This is a genomic window from Variovorax sp. Sphag1AA, from assembly GCF_014192575.1.
Classification (GTDB): domain Bacteria; phylum Pseudomonadota; class Gammaproteobacteria; order Burkholderiales; family Burkholderiaceae_C; genus Variovorax.
The window spans coordinates 668,935-684,601 of the sequence record NZ_JACHYC010000003.1 but is presented as its reverse complement, the minus strand read 5'-3'; the positions used below and the strand labels follow the sequence as shown (position 1 = coordinate 684,601).

Here is a 15,667-nt window from a genome sequence, read left to right as displayed (position 1 = left end):
TGCGTAGGCCGCGCCTGAACCTTGACCAGGCACGGTCGACGGTTGGGTTGCGCAGCCACAGGCGAGCACGGCTGCGCAAACTGCACTTAAGACGTTGTTCACTGATATCAAAGCGGTAGCGATTGTTGCTTGGCCAGCTGTCAGTGCGCACACGCTCCGGCGGTCGCGGCTTCCGAGCGAGTGCGGGATTGGTGCATCGAAGCTACGGTTGTGGCTTCATCATTTGCTGTTCAACGCCGCAACGAACTCGGCCGAGTCGAATCCGTCCTCCATATGGTGGCCCTTGACGATCAGGTAGGGCACGCCGTCGCTGCCCAGCGCCGTCAGTTGCTGGGCACAGCCGGCGCCCTTGTCGACGTCGCACGTCTCGTAGCGAAAGCCGTACTGATCCATCCAATTCCTGGCGGCCCGGCAGTTCGGGCACCAGTCGGCTGTGTACATCAGCACGTCGCCGGGCTGCGTACCTGCTGCCAGTGCGGCGAGTTGATCCGTCGTGGGGTTGGCGCCGAGGCGAACAGCAATGCTTGTCAGGCCGCTGCCACCCGCGCCCGTTCTACGAACATGACCCTGGTATGCCGCGTAGATCCCGCACAGGACGGCCCAAACCAGCAGCCACTTGCGCCAGTTGAAGCCTCTTTTCGCGTCGGTACCCGCAAGCACTCGCGTCACTGAATGATCCAAGGGAGCGCTTCCGCCCCCATGTCCGCCCTGGGCCTTGACATAGGCCACTCCACAACCAGGGCACTGCCAGTCGGGCACTTGGGCGTCTGCTGGGCGGACGAGGTTGCACTTGGCGCATATCGTTGTCATGCCGCGTCTTTCTGCCTATCCATCAATTGCTTCATTCTTGACTGACCGCTTCCGGCGCTCGGACGTCTGGGACTCTTTCAATCAAGCACCACTTCGGCCGTCGGCTTTGGTCGTGCGAGCATGGCACGCAATGCAACGGCACCCATCAATGCGAGAACAACGGAGCCGGTCCAGAACATCAGCTCCGCACCACGCCATCTCTCCGCATCGCGTCCGAAGTTCGCAATAACGACAGTGCCGGTGTTGTAGACCCCATGGAGGGCAATACAGGGAATGAGAGAACGCGTCCTCTCGTAGAGCCAACCGAGCAGTGCTCCCATCACAACGCCGAGAACGAACTGATAGATGTTCAAGTGGGCTGCTCCAAACAGAACCGCGGAGCCGAAGATGGCTATCGGCCGTGGGTATTGCTCGAGGAACCCGCGCAGGATGACGCCGCGGAAGAGCATCTCCTCAAGAACGGGAGCGAGGACACAGACCGCAACCAACGACGCCATGCCCAGGCCGGACACTCGATCAAAGAACTGCTGCTCCCACGCCGAAAGCGGAAATGCCCATTGCAAGCCTTCCTGAACCACGCCCATGACAAGGAGCAGGGCGGGTACCAGCATCAAGACAGGCGGCACGACCAGAAAGAAAGTCGCACGTGCTGATGAAGGCGAATCATGAAACAACCCGCGGTAGGTCAGGCCTCGGAAGTGCATCACCAAGACGAAGACCAATCCGTTTGCAAGCAACACGCTCAGGGCGTCGCGCTGCATCTGCGACAGGTTCAGCAGTCCCTGCGCATCGCGAAGCGCAGAACTGACCACTACCTCGCCGAGCAACAGCGCCAGGTAGAGGAGCGCGGCTTGAAATCCCGTGGGAAACGGTCCGGGTCGATTGCGCATAGTGCTTACGAGCCATGCTTGGCAGGAGTCACCGCGCGAGCGCCTCCGGGAATCCCCCGGTTCTCTCAGAGGAGTGAACGTCGGGGGTGCAAACGGTGGAAGCGCGTCGCGCTATCCACGTTAGCGAATGATACGAAACGTATCATGGGGCGGCAACGGTACTAGACTGAGCGCGTGGTTTTCAACGACGATCCACGACGCAAAGACACAGAAGACGCGCCTACAGCGCATCCAGAAATTCGTCGCCATGCTTGAGCGAGGCGAGATGATTCATCCCGGCGCCGCTTAGCCTTCGGCCCTGAGCTGCTTTCGCATGGGAAGGCCCTCGATGCCAAACGCCGAAATCGGGGGGCCGTCGGGAACGAATCCGTTGCGCGTGTAGAAGGGCAGCGCTGTGCGTGTGCTCTCAAGGCGCAATGCCTCGACCCCCGTCCCGGCTGCGTGTTCTTCGATTGCTGCGAGGAGAGCCTTGCCTACACCCGTGAACCGAACCGAAGGCGCGACGTAGCAGAGCGTCACTTCACCGGTGCTCGAGGCAGAGGCGAATCCAACCGTTTCGTCGCCATTGCTGGCAACAACTGAGAACGAGTTCGGCGCGAGGATGAGCCTGCGCAAGAACTCGGGTGTCTTGTTTTGCAGCCATCTTTCGACTACTGCAGCATCGTCGCGGTGGTCCTCACCACAACACTCGAGGATTGAGTTCCGAATGACTTTGCACGCGGCGGTTGCATCGTCTTCCGTTGCAGGCCGGACTCGAATCCTCTCCGGCTCTTCCGACGTCGCACGATTCGCCAAGGAAGCGCTCTGAGGAAGACGAAACTCGCACAGGTCTTCCCACCGCCCCGACGAGTTTTCAATCAGGGTGACAGAACTGCAATTCGCCGTCACCGCAGCACCCTGGTCAACGTGCAGCCGGAGTGCCTCTTCCGCCTCGTCGGCTTCGGCGGCACTCCCATGCGCGACGGTGAGGTGCGGCACGACGCTATGGTGCTCGCCGGCATACGGCTGGAAGTCGGGGAAGGCTTCTGCCAGCGCGCGGGTCATCGCGACGAACGGCGCTGCCGGTTCAGGCACGAGATAGGCTGTCGCGGGAAATCTGCCGACGGAGCTCAGTTCGAATGAGAACGCTGCGGTTTGCTCCAAAGCACGCTGCGCCTTTTCCAGCACGCCAGCGGTGATGTCGCCGGGGTCCATGAAGGGAACAAGCACCGTGATGTGAGCCGGGACGCCGAGCTTGGATGTGGCGTCAAAGCCCTCACGCAGCGGCCTAACCAAAGGCTCGGCAGCGGGGACCTTCACGATAAAGGCAGATATGGCCATGGCCTGTCATCCTGCATGACTCGACAGAATTCGAAGAGCAACGTACGGCACGAGGCAGAAGAGAAGGATGCCGATCTTGTAGACCGCCATGCAAGCGTAGTGGATGCCATCGAAGCGCTCATCCGAGATGTGAAACCATCGACCGTGAAGCCTTCGCATCCAGCCACGTGCAAACGTGAAAGCGCTGAACCAGGCAAGCAGCACGGCGTAGTTGAGCACGGCGCACCACAGCAGAAAATCACTCGAAAGCTGAAGCGTCATTGCCGAGTCTCCTTGAGAGTGTGCTTTGTCACCCGAACTCGATGAAGATGTCGGCCGCATTCTGCCTGCGGTCGACCTCGCTGTGCGGTGCTCTTTGGGTTCATTGCGATTCGCCCGGCACAAGCGACTTGCGAAAGATTCGGTTCCGTTTGACTACAACGAACCCGCAATCTTCATAGACCCGATTCGCCCCATCCAGGTTCTGACTGTCGACCCCCAAGCCGGACTCCTCCATCCCGGCCGCCTTTTGGGCTCGCAAGCTCAGCGAGATGAGCGCACGGGCAAGGCCACGTCGTCGCCACGGTTCGCCGACGCTGATGAACTCGGTCCATCCTCGCTTGCGCCCATTCGCTGAGTTCCACACATGGTCGATGTATGTCCGCACCTGGCCTGCAACCTGGCCGGTGTGCAAGTCCCACGCGACCTGCCACAGATGCGGCTGAAAGACCTGGCTTGCTTGCCAACGCTGATAGTCCGCCTCATTGGGTGGTGAGAAGCCCCAGTGCGTTCTGAACGCCCGGATATGCGCTTCCCAGATCGCGCGCAGGTCCGCAGTCTGTACGGGTCGCACTTCGAACCCAGGTGGAAGTGCAAAGTCAGCGATGTCATCCAACGTCGGACGAACCATGGTCGAGAAATAGCGCTCGACACGGTAGCCGGTCTTTTCCAGGAGTGCCGCCCGCGCAATTTCCCCCTCGGTGACGAAGGCGTGGTGTGCGTGGCCGAGCGCGCCTTGGTGAGCCAGTGCCATCTCGCGTTGTCTCGACTCCAGCCAGGAGTGCAAGGAGGCACCGATGCCCCGCCGACGCCATTGAGGAGCCACAACGCCGAACTGCCCGTAGAAATGGAGTCCATCCGCCTGCGCCCAATGCCAGGCACGCACATAGCCGGCAACTTCTCCTTCCACTTCGGCAATCCAAACGTCCCGTTGCGGCACGCAGTCGGTGAATGAAGCGTAGTCGCGCGCCACTTCTTCGACCGTTCGAAAGAAGCCCGTGTGGTCGGTGGCGAAGCTGGCATTGGCGCAGGCGACCATGGCTTCGAAATCCGAGGGGCCCTCAAAGGCACGAAAGCGAGGAGTCGGTTCGATGGAGGTTGGCATGTCAGGTCCGTATGTCTGCAATTCTTCCCAAACCAACCTTCGGCGAAGCCAAAGATGGAGCGCGTCGAGGGTCCGCATCATCAGGATTGATGGGAAGTCCACGGCGCCACAGCGACAGCAAAACGATGCGCTTGACGCAGCCATCGCAGCGGGACTACCGTGCGGCCTCTCTGGACTTGCAAGGAGTTGCCGTGATGGCTTTTGCACGTATCGCATCGGTGTTTTTGCTTTCAAGTTGTGTCGCGCTCGGTGCCAGCTATTCGTTTGCCCAGACGTCGCCGTCAGACCGTGAGGCCGCGGCCGCCGCCCAGGCAAAGCGCCAGGGCAAGCTGCCCACCCAAGGCGATGAGCAGTATCAGAAGAACGCGCTCAAGCGCTGCGAACGCCAGCCGGAAGGGACTGCGCGAGACGCTTGTGTGAAGCGTGTGACCGGTGCTGGCGACACCACGACACGGGGCAGTGTCCAAGGTGGCGGGCAGGTGCGGACCAACACGATGCAGGTGCCGCCGGCAGACGCGCCCAAGAACTGAGTACGCGACCGGCAGACTGCCGAGCTCGGCACCTCACGAGCCGGCTCTATAGACCACGCCGAAGCGTTCACAGGCGACGGGCATGGTCTGACTCGGCTGTCGCCCCAAGCGCGCGCACTCGCGGCCAAAGTAGGCCCAGTGCGCCTGACGCCAATACGCCAGCGAACCATCGCCTTCGCCTTCGATGGCTGCGAACCCGGCATCGACTTGCTCGAATGGCAAGACCTTGACCTCCTGGGTCTCGATGACGCATGCAGGAGTTCCATCCCAGTAGGTGACGACGCTGAGGGCGCCCGGCGCGGGCAGCGGGCGGTTGGCGCTCTCAAAGGACCAGACAAGACTCGCAGTACCACGTTTGACCCCTGCGAGCACGAGGTCCGCGAGGGCGTTGGCATCGCGTTCGTTGTCGTCGAAGTGGAACGCCTCGAAGAACCGGGCGGAGCAGTCCTCGCCTGCATCGGCGCAGAAGGCACCAAAGAACGCCGCGATGCTTGAGGAACTGCGCGTGTTCATCGGCCAGAGAGCCGCAGCCTAGAACGCGCTCTTGATGCAGCCACCATCGACGCGAAGCGCCGCCCCGGTCGTCCCCGATGCAAGCGGGCTGGCGATGTAGGTCACCATGGAGGCAATCTCCGCCGGACTTTCGAACCGCTTGATGAGGGACGTCGGTCGCACGTTCTCGAAGAACTCCTTCTCGAAGGCATCGAAGGACTTGCCATCGGCCTTGGCGAGCGTCTCGACGAAATCGCCCACGCCCCGCGATTTGGTCGGACCCGGCAGGACGCTGTTGACGGTGATCCCGGTGCCGGCGACGGCTTCGGCCAATCCGCGGGAGACGGCCAGTTGCGCCGTCTTCGTCATGCCGTAGTGAATCATTTCCGATGGGATCTGGACCGCACTCTCGCTCGAGATGAAGATGATCCGGCCCCAGTTGGCGCGCCGCATCGCGGGCAGTACCAAACGCGCCAGGCGGACACCGCTCAGGACATTCACATCGAAGAAGCGCGTCCAGTCCTCGTCCGGGATGTCTTCGAACGGCTTGGGTTCGAAGATGCCGAGGTTGTTGACAAGGATCTCGATGCCAGGGTGCTTCGCCACCAGCGCTTGCGCGTTGGCGGCCGTGCTCAGGTCGCCAGCAAAGCCGATGACTTCGCCACCTTCCGCCGCCTTGATCTGGGCGACTGCAGCGTCGACCGCGTTCTGCGAACGCCCATTGACGATGACACGTGCACCCTCTGCTGCAAGGGCTTGCGCAATGGCAAAGCCGATGCCTGCCGTGCTGCCGGTGACCAGCGCAAGCTTGCTTGTGAGTTGGAGATTCATTGCGGTTGCCCTTCAAAAAAGTGAAGGGCCCGCGCGACGGTGGCTGGCCCTTGGACCTCAGCGTAGGCGAATTCGAGGCCGCCGTCGAGCGGGCGCGCTGCCCCGCCCTGCGCTAACGCAGACCCGACTGCCGGTCTGCTGCGCCGACCAGTTGCACGAGTCCCGGGCCGATGGTGTCCAGCAACTGGGCCCGCTTCCACCGAAAGCCCGGCACCGCGCAGTTGAAGAGCAGGCGACGCGGCCCGTACTGCATGCGTGCGGCCACGCCCACGGCGAACACGCCAAAGCCGGAATCGCCAAGGTTGATCGAGAAGCCACGCTTGGCGTAGTGCGCCAGGCTTTCGCGCACGCCATCGCTGCTGCGCGCGTACTCGTCCGGGCGCTCTAGCTTCACGTGGGCGAGGAACTCTTGCCGTTCGCCCGCCGGCAGCTGCGCGAGCCAGGCACGGCCCATCGCGGTCTCGACGATGCCGCGGACCGCGCCCACGCCGGGGCGCTTGAGAGTCCCGCCCTCGTGGGCACAGGTTTCGAGATAGACCACATCGAGGTCCGTGGCCACGCCCACCGAAACCGCACCCTCGATGCGGTCGGCCAGTTGCTGCATGGCTGGCCGCAGCGTGCCCAGCATGGGCGTGTTGATGATGTAGGGGTAGCACAGCGCCACGGCTGCGGGGCCGATGAAGTAGCGATCCAGCCGCTCGTCGTGGTCGAGGAAGCCCATCGTGAGCAGGGTGCGGCACAGGCGCGAGACGGTCGGCCGCGACAGGCCCAGCTTGGCGGCGAATTCGCTGTTGGCGTGCGCGCGCGGGTCTCTAACGAAGGTCTGCAGGATGAGCAGTCCCTTGGCAAGGGTTCCGGAAAAGTAGGGGTCGTCGTCCCGTACCCGGCGCAGGTCGTCGGAGTCCTTCATGTTCTGGCGCCGATTCTGTGCAGGACGGGTCATGGGCTGAATCGCAGTTTCAATAATTGAAATCGAGTGCCGCAGATTGTGGACCGGCTCCATACAGTCGCGCCCACCATGATCCGAGACAACGCACTCCTCGAGGCCCTGCTGGGCGACATCCGCACCTTCGTCCGCGAGCGCTGGCATCCGCTGGAAGAGCAGGTCAGCCGCGACAACGACATTCCGCCTGACGTGGTCGACGAGTTGCGCCGCAAGGGCTACTTCGGCTGGAGCATTCCCGAGGCGTATGGTGGCCTGGGTCTCACGACCGAGGAGCTGGTGCTCTGCGCGATGGAGCTGTCTCAGTCGTCGGTCGCGCTGCGTGCTCGCGTGGGCACGAACACAGGCATCGGCTCGGAGGCGCTGGTGGCCGATGGCACCGAGGAGCAGAAGCAACGCTGGTTGCCGCGCATGGCCACCGGCGAACTCACCGGGTGCCTCGCGCTCACGGAGCCCGAGGCCGGCTCCGAAGCGAGCAACGTGCAGACCACCGCGCGCCGCGAGGGTGACCACTATGTGCTCAACGGCGGCAAGCGCTTCATCACCAACGCGCCGGTCGCGGACGTCTTTACCGTCATCGCGCGCACCGAGGAGGGGTCGAAGGGCAGCAAGGGGTTGTCGGCCTTCCTCGTGGAGCGCGGTCCTGGCCTCACGACGGGCGAGCCCTACCGAATGATGGGGCAGGCGGGGTCCTTCGTATCGGATGTGCGCTTCGAGGATTGCCGCGTGCACGTCGACCAGCTCATCGGCGGTCGCGAGGGCGTGGGCTTCCAGACGGTGATGAAGGTGCTCAACAAGCAGCGCATGCATCTCGCAGCGCTGTGCACGGGGCCTGCGATCCGAATGCTGGACCTGGCCATTGCGCACACCAGCAAGCGCAGCCAGTTCGGCCAAGCCGTGTCGGACTTCCAGCTGGTGCAGGCCATGATCGCCGACAGCCGGACCGACATCTACGCGGCGCGTTCCATGATCCTCGAAGCGGCCCGAGCGCGCGACCGCGGCGAAGACGTGGCGATGTCCGCCTCGATGTGCAAGTACTTCGCCTCCGAGATGTGCGGCCGCGTGGCGGACCGCGCAGTGCAGATGTTCGGCGGCTCGGGCTATGTGGCCGAGTTCAGCCCGATCGAGCGCTACTACCGCGACGTGCGCCTGTTCCGCCTCTACGAGGGCACCAGCCAGATCCATCAGCTCAACATCGCCAAGTTGGCTTTGCGCGAGGCGAGTGCGCGATGAGTTTTCGTGTTCAAGACAACTGGAGACTGAAGATGAAGTACTTGCGGACGAAGCTTTCACGCATGGCGACAAGCCTGGGGCTGAGCCTGTCGCTCGGCCTGGCCGCGACCTCGGCGCTGGCTGCCTTCCCCGATCGACCGGTGAAGCTGGTGGTGCCCTTTCCCGCTGGCGGCAGCACCGACCTCGTGGCGCGCGAAGTGGCACTGGAGATGGGCAATGCGCTCGGCCAGCCAATCGTGGTCGAGAACAAGGCCGGCGCGGGCAGCCTCATCGGCTCCGAGTTCGTGGCCAAGTCCGCGCCCGACGGCTACACACTGCTGATGGCCGGCTTGACCAACATCTTTCTTCCTTATGTGCACAAGGGGCTGAACTGGAATCCGGTGGACGACTTCGTGCCCGTAGGCCTCGTGGCCGACCTGCCCAACGTCATCGCGGTCAACGCCAAGACGCCGTACCAGAAGCTCCCCGAACTCATCGCCGCCGACAAGGCCAAGCCGGGGCAACTCTCGTTCGGCTCCGCGGGCGTGGCCACGCCTTCGCACTTGGTGTGCGAGATGGTCAACCACCAGGCCGGAACGAAGATGCAGCACGTGCCTTACAAGGGCAACGCCCCAGCGGTGAGCGACCTCGTCGCCGGCCACATTCCGGTGATGTGCAACAACCTTGGCGGCACGCTGCCCTACATGAGCGGCGGGCAGATCCGCATCCTGGCGCAGACCGGACGCACGCGATCGCCGTCGGTGCCGGATGTGCCCACGTTCAGCGAGCTGGGCCTGCAGGGGCTGGACAGTGGCCTGTGGATGGGCATCGTCGCGCCAAAGGGCACGCCCGATGCCGTGGTCGTTTCGCTGCGCAACGCACTGACCAAGGTCATGGCTTCGCCCGCGTTGAAGGACAAGCTCGGCAAGCTGGGCGCGACGCCGCTGGACCCGTCGCTCGCGGCTTTCGACAAGCGCGTCGCCACAGACCGCAAGGCGTGGGATCCGGTGCTCAGGCGCGTGGACCTGAAGAGCAACTGATGAACCCGCAAGCCGATCAGGCGCCCCTGCGTGGGGTGCGTATCCTGGATATGGCGACCGTGCTCGCGGCACCGTTCTCGGCGACCCTGTGCGGCGACATGGGCGCGGAAGTCGTCAAGCTGGAACTGCCCGCCGGCGGCGATCCACTGCGCGGGCTCACGCCGGTGCACGAGGGCCATCCGCTGTTCTGGAAGACGGCGAATCGCGGGAAGAAGGGCATCTCGCTCGACGTGCGAAAGCCCGAGGGGCGCGCACTGTTCCTGAAGCTGATCGAAGGCTTCGACGTGCTGGTGGAGAACTTCCGCACCGGCACTCTGGATGGTTGGGGGCTGGACATTGCGACCTTGCACGAGGCCAATCCGCGCCTCATCGTGCTGCGCCTCACGGGCTTCGGCCAGACCGGTCCCTATGCGCGCCGGCCGGGCTTTGCGCGCATCTTCGAGGCGATGAGCGGCTTCACGCATCTCACCGGCGAGCCCGGTGGCCCGCCGCAACACATGAACTACCCGCTGGGGGATGTGGTGGCTGGCCTCTTCGGTGCCTTTGCCATCAGCACTGCATTGGCCGAGCGCAACGCGCAGCAGCGCGATCAGCAGCGCGGCGTCGAGATCGACCTGTCGGCCACAGAGGCGATGTCGCGCCTGCTCGATCCGCTGGCCGCCGAATACCGCATCGGTGGCGTTGTGCGCGAGCGCACCGGCTCGCGCGCCACCTACACGGCGCCCTCCAATGTGTTCTGCGCAGCCGACGGCGTGTGGTTCACGCTGGTGGGCACGGGAGACCCGATCTTCGCGCGCATCTGCCGGGCAATGGGGCGCGGCGATCTGATCGAGGACAGCCGCTTTGCAGACAATGCCGCGCGCATCCGCCACCTCGAGGCGCTGGACCGCGTCATCGTCGAATGGTGCGCCAGCCTTCCGTTTGCAGACCTGGTCACCCGGCTGGACCGGGAAGACGTGCCCTACAGCAAGGTGTATTCGATCGCCGACTTGCAGGCTGATCCGCACATAGAGGCGCGCGGCGCCTTCATCGAACTGCCGGATGAGCAATTCGGCACGGTGCCGGGCCCGGCCCCAGTGCCGCGCTTCGTCGGGCGGAGCCCGATGCCACCGCCCGCGACCGGACCACGCACCGGGCAGCACAACGGCGACGTGTACGGCGCCCTCGGTCTCACCGACGCGCAGATTGCCGCGCTGCGCGAGGCCAAAGTCATCTGAAAAGAGTGTCAGGGGCCGCGGCGGCCGTTCTCGCTCGCGCGATCAGGGGCTTCCCACCAGTTCCTTCAGCAACTTGATCGTCGCTTGTTGTGTGCGCGTGACCGGTCGTTGTGCGCTGGTGGCCAACCAGGCCCGCACCCGCAATGACGGCTCGCCAATGGGCCGCACCATGTAGGCCGAGGGCCGCACCGAACTCGCCACCGCGTGACGGGTCAGGACTGCGCTGCCCAGTCCTTCGGCCACCAGTTCGAGGATGGCGGGGACGCCGTCGATCTCCATCGCCACGCGCGGCAGCCGGCCGAGTGCAGCCAATTCGGTCTCCACCTGCATGCGAATGGCATTAGGCCGGCTGGGAATGATCAATGGCAGGTCGGCCAGTTGCAGCGCGGACACGGGCAGCGGAGGGTCTTCCGCCAGTCCGAGCGGGCGTTGCTGCACCAGGACCAACTCCTCTTCCATCAGCGGAAGGATGTCGAAACCGGTGGTGGGCTGGGCGTTATAGAGCACCGCGATGTCGAGCCGGCCGGAGCCCAGCGACTCCTGCATGGCGATGCTCAGCCCTTCGGTGATCGACAGCTGCGCCTGCGGCAGCCGCTGGCGAAATTCGCGCATGAGCGGCACTGCGTAGGCGCGCGCCACGCTGGGAGGAAGCCCCAGCGCCACCCGGCCGGCCAGGCCACCGCGCTCGAAAGCCAGTTCTTCTTGCGCGCGTGCCACCTGGTGAAGGATGCCCCGCCCGTGCTCCAGGAGGAGATTGCCGGCGTCCGTCAGTGTGACGCCGCGGCCGTTGCGCACCAGGAGGTTCTGGCGCAACTCGACCTCCAGCGATCTCACCTGGCGGGAGAGGGCCGGTTGCGCTATGTCGAGCACCTGCGAGGCCCGCGTGAAGCTGCCTAGTTCGGCCACTCGCACGAAATATTCAAGTTGCTTGAGGTCCACGTCCGCCCAGGTGATCGTGACAATAGGTATCGCGAAAGTGCGAATCTTATCGAAAGGTATGCCGATTTGCTCTAACTGATAGCCAGAGAAGTTGCTGTTCAAGAGGCTCCGCCGTTCCGACAATCCGCCTCACCTTCCCGCCGCTCACGCCCAGAGCGCAGCACCCAACAGGAGACAAACGAATGACCACTCCCTTGCGAGGCATCTCGTCCATGGCGACGCGCCAGGTTCTCGCCGAACTGGTCCAGGGCTGGACGACTCGCGGCGGTGAGGCCGTCGCCATCGAATCGGTCGGTGGGGTTGATGCGGCCCGTCGCGTGCAGGGCGGCGAAGAACCCTTCGACGTCGTTTTCCTTGCCTCCGACGCCATCGACAAGTTGCTGGCCGCAGGCCGCGTCGTGCCGGGCAGCAAGGTGGATCTCGTCCACTCCGGCGTTGCGGTGGCCGTGCGTACGGGCACGCCGCACCCTGACTTGACTTCCGAAGCGTCCGTCCGGCAGGCCATCCTGGCCGCGCCCACGATCGGCTATTCGACCGGACCCAGCGGCGTCGCGCTGCAGAAGCTCTTCGAGCGCTGGGGCGTCGCCGATCAAGTGCGCGAGCGCACGGTGCAAGCCCCGCCCGGCGTCCCCGTCGGCTCCCTGGTGGCGCAGGGGCAGGTGGCCCTTGGCTTCCAGCAATTGAGCGAACTCATCAGCCTTCAAGGCATCGACGTCGTCGGCCCGCTGCCGGCGGAAATCCAGATCACCACCACCTTCTCGGGTGGCGTCGTGGCCGGCTCTCCGAATGCCGACGCCGTGCAGCGCCTTCTGACATTCATGGCCTCGCCCGAAGCGGCCGAGGCCAAGCGGCGCCAGGGCATGGATCCGGCCTGAGCACAGTTTTTTCTTCAACGCGTTCAATTAAAAAAGGGAGACCCCATGACCGATCGTGTTTCGCAGGCGAATGTCCAGACCCTGCTCAATGAAACCCCCTTCACCCCCTATCAATGGATGGTGTTCGGGTTGTGCTTTCTCATCGTGCTGCTCGACGGTTTCGATACCGCGGCGATCGGCTTCATCGCTCCCTCGCTCATCAGTGAGTGGGGCATCGACAAGGGCGATCTGGGCCCCGTGCTGAGCGCCGCCCTGTTCGGTCTGGCGTTCGGCGCATTGAGCGCGGGCCCGCTGGCCGATCGCTTCGGCCGCAAGAGCGTCCTCACCGTCGCCGTTCTCATCATGGGCGTGGCATCCATCGTGTCGGCCTTCTCCGGCTCGTTGACGTCGCTCACGATCTGGCGTTTCATCACCGGTCTCGGCCTGGGCGCTGCGATGCCCAACGCGGTGACGCTGATGAACGAGTACTGCCCCGACAGCAAGCGATCCTTCATCACCAATTGCATGTTCTGCGGCTTCCCCGTGGGTTCGGCGTTTGGCGGCTTCTTCGCGGCCTGGCTGATTCCCCATTTCGGCTGGCGCAGCCTGTTGATCTTCGGTGGCGTGACGCCGATCGTGCTGGCGTTGATCATGCTTGTGGCGTTGCCCGAGTCGGTGCGCTTCATGGTCGCTCGCCACTATCCGGCTGATCGCATCCGCAAGGTGCTGTCCCGCATCACGCCTCGCGCTGCCAAGGCGGAAAGCTTCACCCTCGATGAAATGCGCGAACCGGCACATGCGGCCGGCGAGGCCGGTCCCCAGGGGCTGCGGCTCATCTTCACTCGCAAGTTCCTCGTCGGCACGCTGATGCTCTGGATCGCCTACTTCATGGGCCTCGTCATCGTCTACGGTCTCGTGAACTGGATGCCGGTGCTGTTCAAGGAATCCGGCGTGCCGCCGGCACAGGCTTCGATCGTCGCGGCGCTCTTCCAGCTCGGCGGGGTGGGCGCCATCTTCTTCGGCCTGCTGATGGACCGCTGGAACGCCAATCTCATCATCGCGGCCGGCTACTTCATCACCGCCATCGCGGTGGCGATCATCGGACAGGTCCTTGGCTCTGGCGTGGGGTCGCTCGTCGTGGCGGTGTTCCTCGCGGGCCTGATCATGAATGCCTCGCAGTCGTCCATGCAGGCGCTGGCCGCGGAGTTCTATCCCACGTCCGGACGGGCGAGCGGTGTTTCCTGGATGCTCGGCATCGGCCGCTTCGGTGGCATCGCCGGATCGTTCCTGGTCGCCGAACTCTCCCGTCGCCACCTGGAGTTGCCGCAGGTCTTCCTGATCGTCGGCATTCCGGGACTGATCGCCGCTGCCGCGTTGCTCATCAAGAACCGCGCGGCCGGCCCTGCAGGCGGTGCGGCCATGCAGGTTGTCGCCCACTGAGCGAAAAACAGCCCAACATATTCATCTACAGCAGAACAGGAGCTCAAGCATGATCATCGATTGCCACGGCCACTACACGACGGCCCCGAAGGCGCTGGAGAACTGGCGCAATGCGCAGATCGCCGGCATCAAGGACCCGTCCGCCAAACCCAATCCTGCCGACCTGAAGATCAGCGACGACGAGCTGCGCGAGTCGATCGAGACGAACCAGCTGCGCCTGATGAAGGAACGCGGCTCCGACCTGACCATCTTCAGTCCGCGTGCGAGCTTCATGGCGCACCACATTGGCGACTTCGAGGTTTCCAGCACCTGGGCTGCGATCTGCAACGAGCTCTGCTACCGCGTGAGCCAACTGTTCCCCGACAACTTCATCGGCGCGGCCATGCTGCCGCAGTCGCCCGGCGTCGATCCGAAGACCTGCATTCCCGAGCTGGAGAAGTGCGTCAAGGAATACGGCTTCGTCGGCATCAACCTCAATCCGGACCCGTCCGGTGGCCACTGGAACAGCCCGCCGCTGACCGATCGCCACTGGTACCCCATCTACGAAAAGATGGTCGAGTACGACATCCCGGCCATGATCCACGTCAGCACGAGCTGCAATGCGTGCTTCCACACGACCGGCGCGCACTACCTGAACGCCGACACGACGGCAGTCATGCAGTGCATCCAGGGCGACCTGTTCAAGGATTTCCCGACCCTCAAGTTCGTCATTCCGCACGGTGGCGGCGCGGTGCCTTATCACTGGGGCCGCTTCCGTGGCCTCGCGCAGGAAATGAAGAAGCCGCTGCTCTCGGAGCACATCCTGAAGAACATCTTCTTCGACACCTGCGTGTACCACCAGCCCGGCATCGACCTGCTGACCAAGGTGATCCCCGTCGAGAACATCCTGTTCGCGAGCGAGATGATCGGCGCGGTGCGCGGCATCGATCCGGAGACCGGCAACTACTACGACGACACCAAGCGCTACGTGGCCGCCACCGCCAACCTCACGGATGAGCAGCGCTACATGGTGTTCGAAGGCAATGCGCGGCGCGTATTCCCGCGTCTCGACGCCGCCTTGAAGGCCAAGGGCAAGTAATCCAGCAATCCAGGAGAACGAACATGTACGAACTCGGCGTTGTCTATCGCAACATCCAGCGCACCGATCGCGAATCGGCCGACGGCCTTGCCGCGCTCGGCTCGGCCACCGTGCACGAAGCCATGGGCCGCGTTGGCCTGCTCAAGCCCTACATGCGCCCGATCTATGCGGGTGCACAGGTATCGGGCACGGCCGTGACCGTGCTGCTGCATCCTGGCGACAACTGGATGATGCATGTGGCTGCTGAGCAGATCCAGCCGGGCGACATCGTCGTCGCCGCTATCACGGCCGAGTGCACAGACGGCTATTTCGGCGACCTGCTCGCCACCAGCTTCAAGGCACGCGGCGCACGGGCACTCGTGATCGACGCCGGCGTGCGCGACGTCAAGACGCTCACCGAAATGCAGTTCCCCGTGTGGAGCAAGGCGATCAGCAGCAAGGGCACCATCAAGGCGACCATCGGCTCGGTCAACATCCCCGTGGTGTGCGCCGGCATGCTCGTGACGCCGGGCGACGTGATCGTGGCCGACGATGACGGCGTGGTCTGCGTGCCGCGCGCCATGGCCGCCAAGACGCTGGAAGCCGCCCGCAAGCGCGAGGCCAACGAAGGCGAGAAGCGCGACAAGCTGGCCAGCGGCGTGCTGGGGCTGGACATGTACAAGATGCGCGAGCCGCTGGCGGCCGCAGGCCTCAAGTACATCGATTGAT

Annotated in this window: 18 protein-coding genes; 9 read left to right on the top strand and 9 right to left on the bottom strand. The window is 64.1% G+C overall.

Annotation, left to right across the window (positions count from 1 at the left end; genetic code table 11):
• Positions 1 to 219: 219 nt before the first annotated feature.
• Together FHW64_RS34735 and FHW64_RS15065 are read right to left on the bottom strand one after the other, a co-directional pair.
• On the bottom strand, positions 220 to 669 hold the full coding sequence (locus tag FHW64_RS34735) for a glutaredoxin family protein (protein ID WP_184527495.1): 450 nt from the start codon (positions 667 to 669) through the stop codon (positions 220 to 222).
• Between the two features lie 218 nt (positions 670 to 887).
• Positions 888 to 1,700, bottom strand: coding sequence for a CPBP family intramembrane glutamic endopeptidase (locus FHW64_RS15065; protein ID WP_184527493.1), 813 nt, complete (start codon positions 1,698 to 1,700; stop codon positions 888 to 890).
• A 127-nt stretch (positions 1,701 to 1,827) separates the two neighbouring features.
• On the opposite strand from FHW64_RS15065, the gene FHW64_RS34840 reads away from it, so the two are divergent.
• Positions 1,828 to 1,989 (top strand): YdeI/OmpD-associated family protein, encoded by a 162-nt coding sequence (locus FHW64_RS34840; protein ID WP_184527491.1) that lies wholly within the window; start codon positions 1,828 to 1,830, stop codon positions 1,987 to 1,989.
• Here FHW64_RS34840 and FHW64_RS15055 read toward each other — a convergent pair.
• From FHW64_RS15055 to FHW64_RS15045, 3 genes are all read right to left on the bottom strand, one after another.
• Positions 1,986 to 3,020: a GNAT family N-acetyltransferase gene (locus FHW64_RS15055; protein ID WP_184527489.1), complete on the bottom strand. Its 1,035-nt coding sequence runs from the start codon at positions 3,018 to 3,020 to the stop codon at positions 1,986 to 1,988. The two genes, FHW64_RS34840 and FHW64_RS15055, sit on opposite strands and share 4 nt — an antisense overlap.
• A gap of 6 nt (positions 3,021 to 3,026) precedes the next feature.
• Positions 3,027 to 3,281: a DUF6868 family protein gene (locus FHW64_RS15050; RefSeq protein WP_184527487.1), complete on the bottom strand. Its 255-nt coding sequence runs from the start codon at positions 3,279 to 3,281 to the stop codon at positions 3,027 to 3,029.
• A gap of 100 nt (positions 3,282 to 3,381) precedes the next feature.
• A complete protein-coding gene (locus FHW64_RS15045; protein ID WP_184527485.1) occupies positions 3,382 to 4,383 on the bottom strand; it encodes a GNAT family N-acetyltransferase in 1,002 nt (333 codons plus the stop codon).
• 191 nt (positions 4,384 to 4,574) lie between these two features.
• Between FHW64_RS15045 and FHW64_RS15040 the strand changes: the two genes are divergently transcribed.
• Positions 4,575 to 4,913, top strand: coding sequence for a hypothetical protein (locus FHW64_RS15040; RefSeq protein WP_184527482.1), 339 nt, complete (start codon positions 4,575 to 4,577; stop codon positions 4,911 to 4,913).
• Between the two features lie 33 nt (positions 4,914 to 4,946).
• On the opposite strand, the gene FHW64_RS15035 is transcribed toward FHW64_RS15040, so the two are convergent.
• The 3 genes from FHW64_RS15035 to FHW64_RS15025 form a co-directional block, all read right to left on the bottom strand.
• The gene (locus FHW64_RS15035; protein WP_184527480.1) at positions 4,947 to 5,426 is read right to left on the bottom strand and encodes an ASCH domain-containing protein; all 480 of its coding nucleotides are present in this window, start codon (positions 5,424 to 5,426) and stop codon (positions 4,947 to 4,949) included.
• Between the two features lie 18 nt (positions 5,427 to 5,444).
• Positions 5,445 to 6,236, bottom strand: a complete 792-nt coding sequence (locus FHW64_RS15030) for an SDR family NAD(P)-dependent oxidoreductase (RefSeq protein ID WP_184527478.1) — start codon at positions 6,234 to 6,236, stop codon at positions 5,445 to 5,447.
• Positions 6,237 to 6,348: 112 nt separating this feature from the next.
• On the bottom strand, positions 6,349 to 7,146 hold the full coding sequence (locus tag FHW64_RS15025) for an IclR family transcriptional regulator (RefSeq protein ID WP_260303899.1): 798 nt from the start codon (positions 7,144 to 7,146) through the stop codon (positions 6,349 to 6,351).
• A gap of 108 nt (positions 7,147 to 7,254) precedes the next feature.
• Between FHW64_RS15025 and FHW64_RS15020 the strand changes: the two genes are divergently transcribed.
• From FHW64_RS15020 to FHW64_RS15010, 3 genes are all read left to right on the top strand, one after another.
• Positions 7,255 to 8,412, top strand: coding sequence for an acyl-CoA dehydrogenase family protein (locus FHW64_RS15020; RefSeq protein ID WP_184527474.1), 1,158 nt, complete (start codon positions 7,255 to 7,257; stop codon positions 8,410 to 8,412).
• Positions 8,413 to 8,474: 62 nt separating this feature from the next.
• Positions 8,475 to 9,431 (top strand): tripartite tricarboxylate transporter substrate binding protein, encoded by a 957-nt coding sequence (locus FHW64_RS15015; RefSeq protein WP_260303886.1) that lies wholly within the window; start codon positions 8,475 to 8,477, stop codon positions 9,429 to 9,431.
• The gene (locus tag FHW64_RS15010) at positions 9,431 to 10,648 is read left to right on the top strand and encodes a CaiB/BaiF CoA-transferase family protein (RefSeq protein ID WP_184527470.1); all 1,218 of its coding nucleotides are present in this window, start codon (positions 9,431 to 9,433) and stop codon (positions 10,646 to 10,648) included. The genes FHW64_RS15015 and FHW64_RS15010 overlap by 1 nt, the downstream gene beginning before the upstream one ends.
• 42 nt (positions 10,649 to 10,690) lie before the next feature.
• Here FHW64_RS15010 and FHW64_RS15005 read toward each other — a convergent pair whose 3' ends face one another.
• Positions 10,691 to 11,587: a LysR substrate-binding domain-containing protein gene (locus tag FHW64_RS15005; protein WP_184527945.1), complete on the bottom strand. Its 897-nt coding sequence runs from the start codon at positions 11,585 to 11,587 to the stop codon at positions 10,691 to 10,693.
• A 182-nt stretch (positions 11,588 to 11,769) separates the two neighbouring features.
• On the opposite strand from FHW64_RS15005, the gene FHW64_RS15000 reads away from it, so the two are divergent.
• Genes FHW64_RS15000 through ligK form a run of 4 tightly spaced genes read left to right on the top strand, consistent with a single transcriptional unit; the run spans position 11,770 to position 15,666 of the window.
• Positions 11,770 to 12,462 carry a substrate-binding domain-containing protein gene (locus FHW64_RS15000; RefSeq protein WP_184527468.1) on the top strand — a complete coding sequence of 231 codons (693 nt, stop codon included), beginning with the start codon at positions 11,770 to 11,772 and terminating at the stop codon, positions 12,460 to 12,462.
• Positions 12,463 to 12,507: 45 nt separating this feature from the next.
• Positions 12,508 to 13,881: an MFS transporter gene (locus tag FHW64_RS14995; protein ID WP_184527466.1), complete on the top strand. Its 1,374-nt coding sequence runs from the start codon at positions 12,508 to 12,510 to the stop codon at positions 13,879 to 13,881.
• Between the two features lie 49 nt (positions 13,882 to 13,930).
• The gene (locus tag FHW64_RS14990; RefSeq protein WP_184527464.1) at positions 13,931 to 14,959 is read left to right on the top strand and encodes an amidohydrolase family protein; all 1,029 of its coding nucleotides are present in this window, start codon (positions 13,931 to 13,933) and stop codon (positions 14,957 to 14,959) included.
• A 23-nt stretch (positions 14,960 to 14,982) separates the two neighbouring features.
• Complete coding sequence (ligK, locus tag FHW64_RS14985) at positions 14,983 to 15,666, top strand: 4-carboxy-4-hydroxy-2-oxoadipate aldolase/oxaloacetate decarboxylase (protein WP_184527462.1); 684 nt, start codon at positions 14,983 to 14,985, stop codon at positions 15,664 to 15,666.
• Position 15,667: the final 1 nt, after the last annotated feature.

What these genes read in the sequence shown, in the direction of transcription:
- FHW64_RS15065 (WP_184527493.1), bottom strand. Translation starts at nt 1,700, where the DNA reads ATGCGCAATCGACCCGGACCGTTTCCCACGGGATTTCAAGCCGCGCTC.
- FHW64_RS34840 (WP_184527491.1), top strand. Translation starts at nt 1,828, where the DNA reads ATGATACGAAACGTATCATGGGGCGGCAACGGTACTAGACTGAGCGCG.
- FHW64_RS15055 (WP_184527489.1), bottom strand. Translation starts at nt 3,020, where the DNA reads ATGGCCATATCTGCCTTTATCGTGAAGGTCCCCGCTGCCGAGCCTTTG.
- FHW64_RS15050 (WP_184527487.1), bottom strand. Translation starts at nt 3,281, where the DNA reads ATGACGCTTCAGCTTTCGAGTGATTTTCTGCTGTGGTGCGCCGTGCTC.
- FHW64_RS15045 (WP_184527485.1), bottom strand. Translation starts at nt 4,383, where the DNA reads ATGCCAACCTCCATCGAACCGACTCCTCGCTTTCGTGCCTTTGAGGGC.
- FHW64_RS15035 (WP_184527480.1), bottom strand. Translation starts at nt 5,426, where the DNA reads ATGAACACGCGCAGTTCCTCAAGCATCGCGGCGTTCTTTGGTGCCTTC.
- FHW64_RS15030 (WP_184527478.1), bottom strand. Translation starts at nt 6,236, where the DNA reads ATGAATCTCCAACTCACAAGCAAGCTTGCGCTGGTCACCGGCAGCACG.
- FHW64_RS15025 (WP_260303899.1), bottom strand. Translation starts at nt 7,146, where the DNA reads ATGAAGGACTCCGACGACCTGCGCCGGGTACGGGACGACGACCCCTAC.
- FHW64_RS15020 (WP_184527474.1), top strand. Translation starts at nt 7,255, where the DNA reads ATGATCCGAGACAACGCACTCCTCGAGGCCCTGCTGGGCGACATCCGC.
- FHW64_RS15015 (WP_260303886.1), top strand. Translation starts at nt 8,475, where the DNA reads ATGGCGACAAGCCTGGGGCTGAGCCTGTCGCTCGGCCTGGCCGCGACC.
- FHW64_RS15010 (WP_184527470.1), top strand. Translation starts at nt 9,431, where the DNA reads ATGAACCCGCAAGCCGATCAGGCGCCCCTGCGTGGGGTGCGTATCCTG.
- FHW64_RS15000 (WP_184527468.1), top strand. Translation starts at nt 11,770, where the DNA reads ATGACCACTCCCTTGCGAGGCATCTCGTCCATGGCGACGCGCCAGGTT.
- FHW64_RS14995 (WP_184527466.1), top strand. Translation starts at nt 12,508, where the DNA reads ATGACCGATCGTGTTTCGCAGGCGAATGTCCAGACCCTGCTCAATGAA.
- FHW64_RS14990 (WP_184527464.1), top strand. Translation starts at nt 13,931, where the DNA reads ATGATCATCGATTGCCACGGCCACTACACGACGGCCCCGAAGGCGCTG.
- ligK (WP_184527462.1), top strand. Translation starts at nt 14,983, where the DNA reads ATGTACGAACTCGGCGTTGTCTATCGCAACATCCAGCGCACCGATCGC.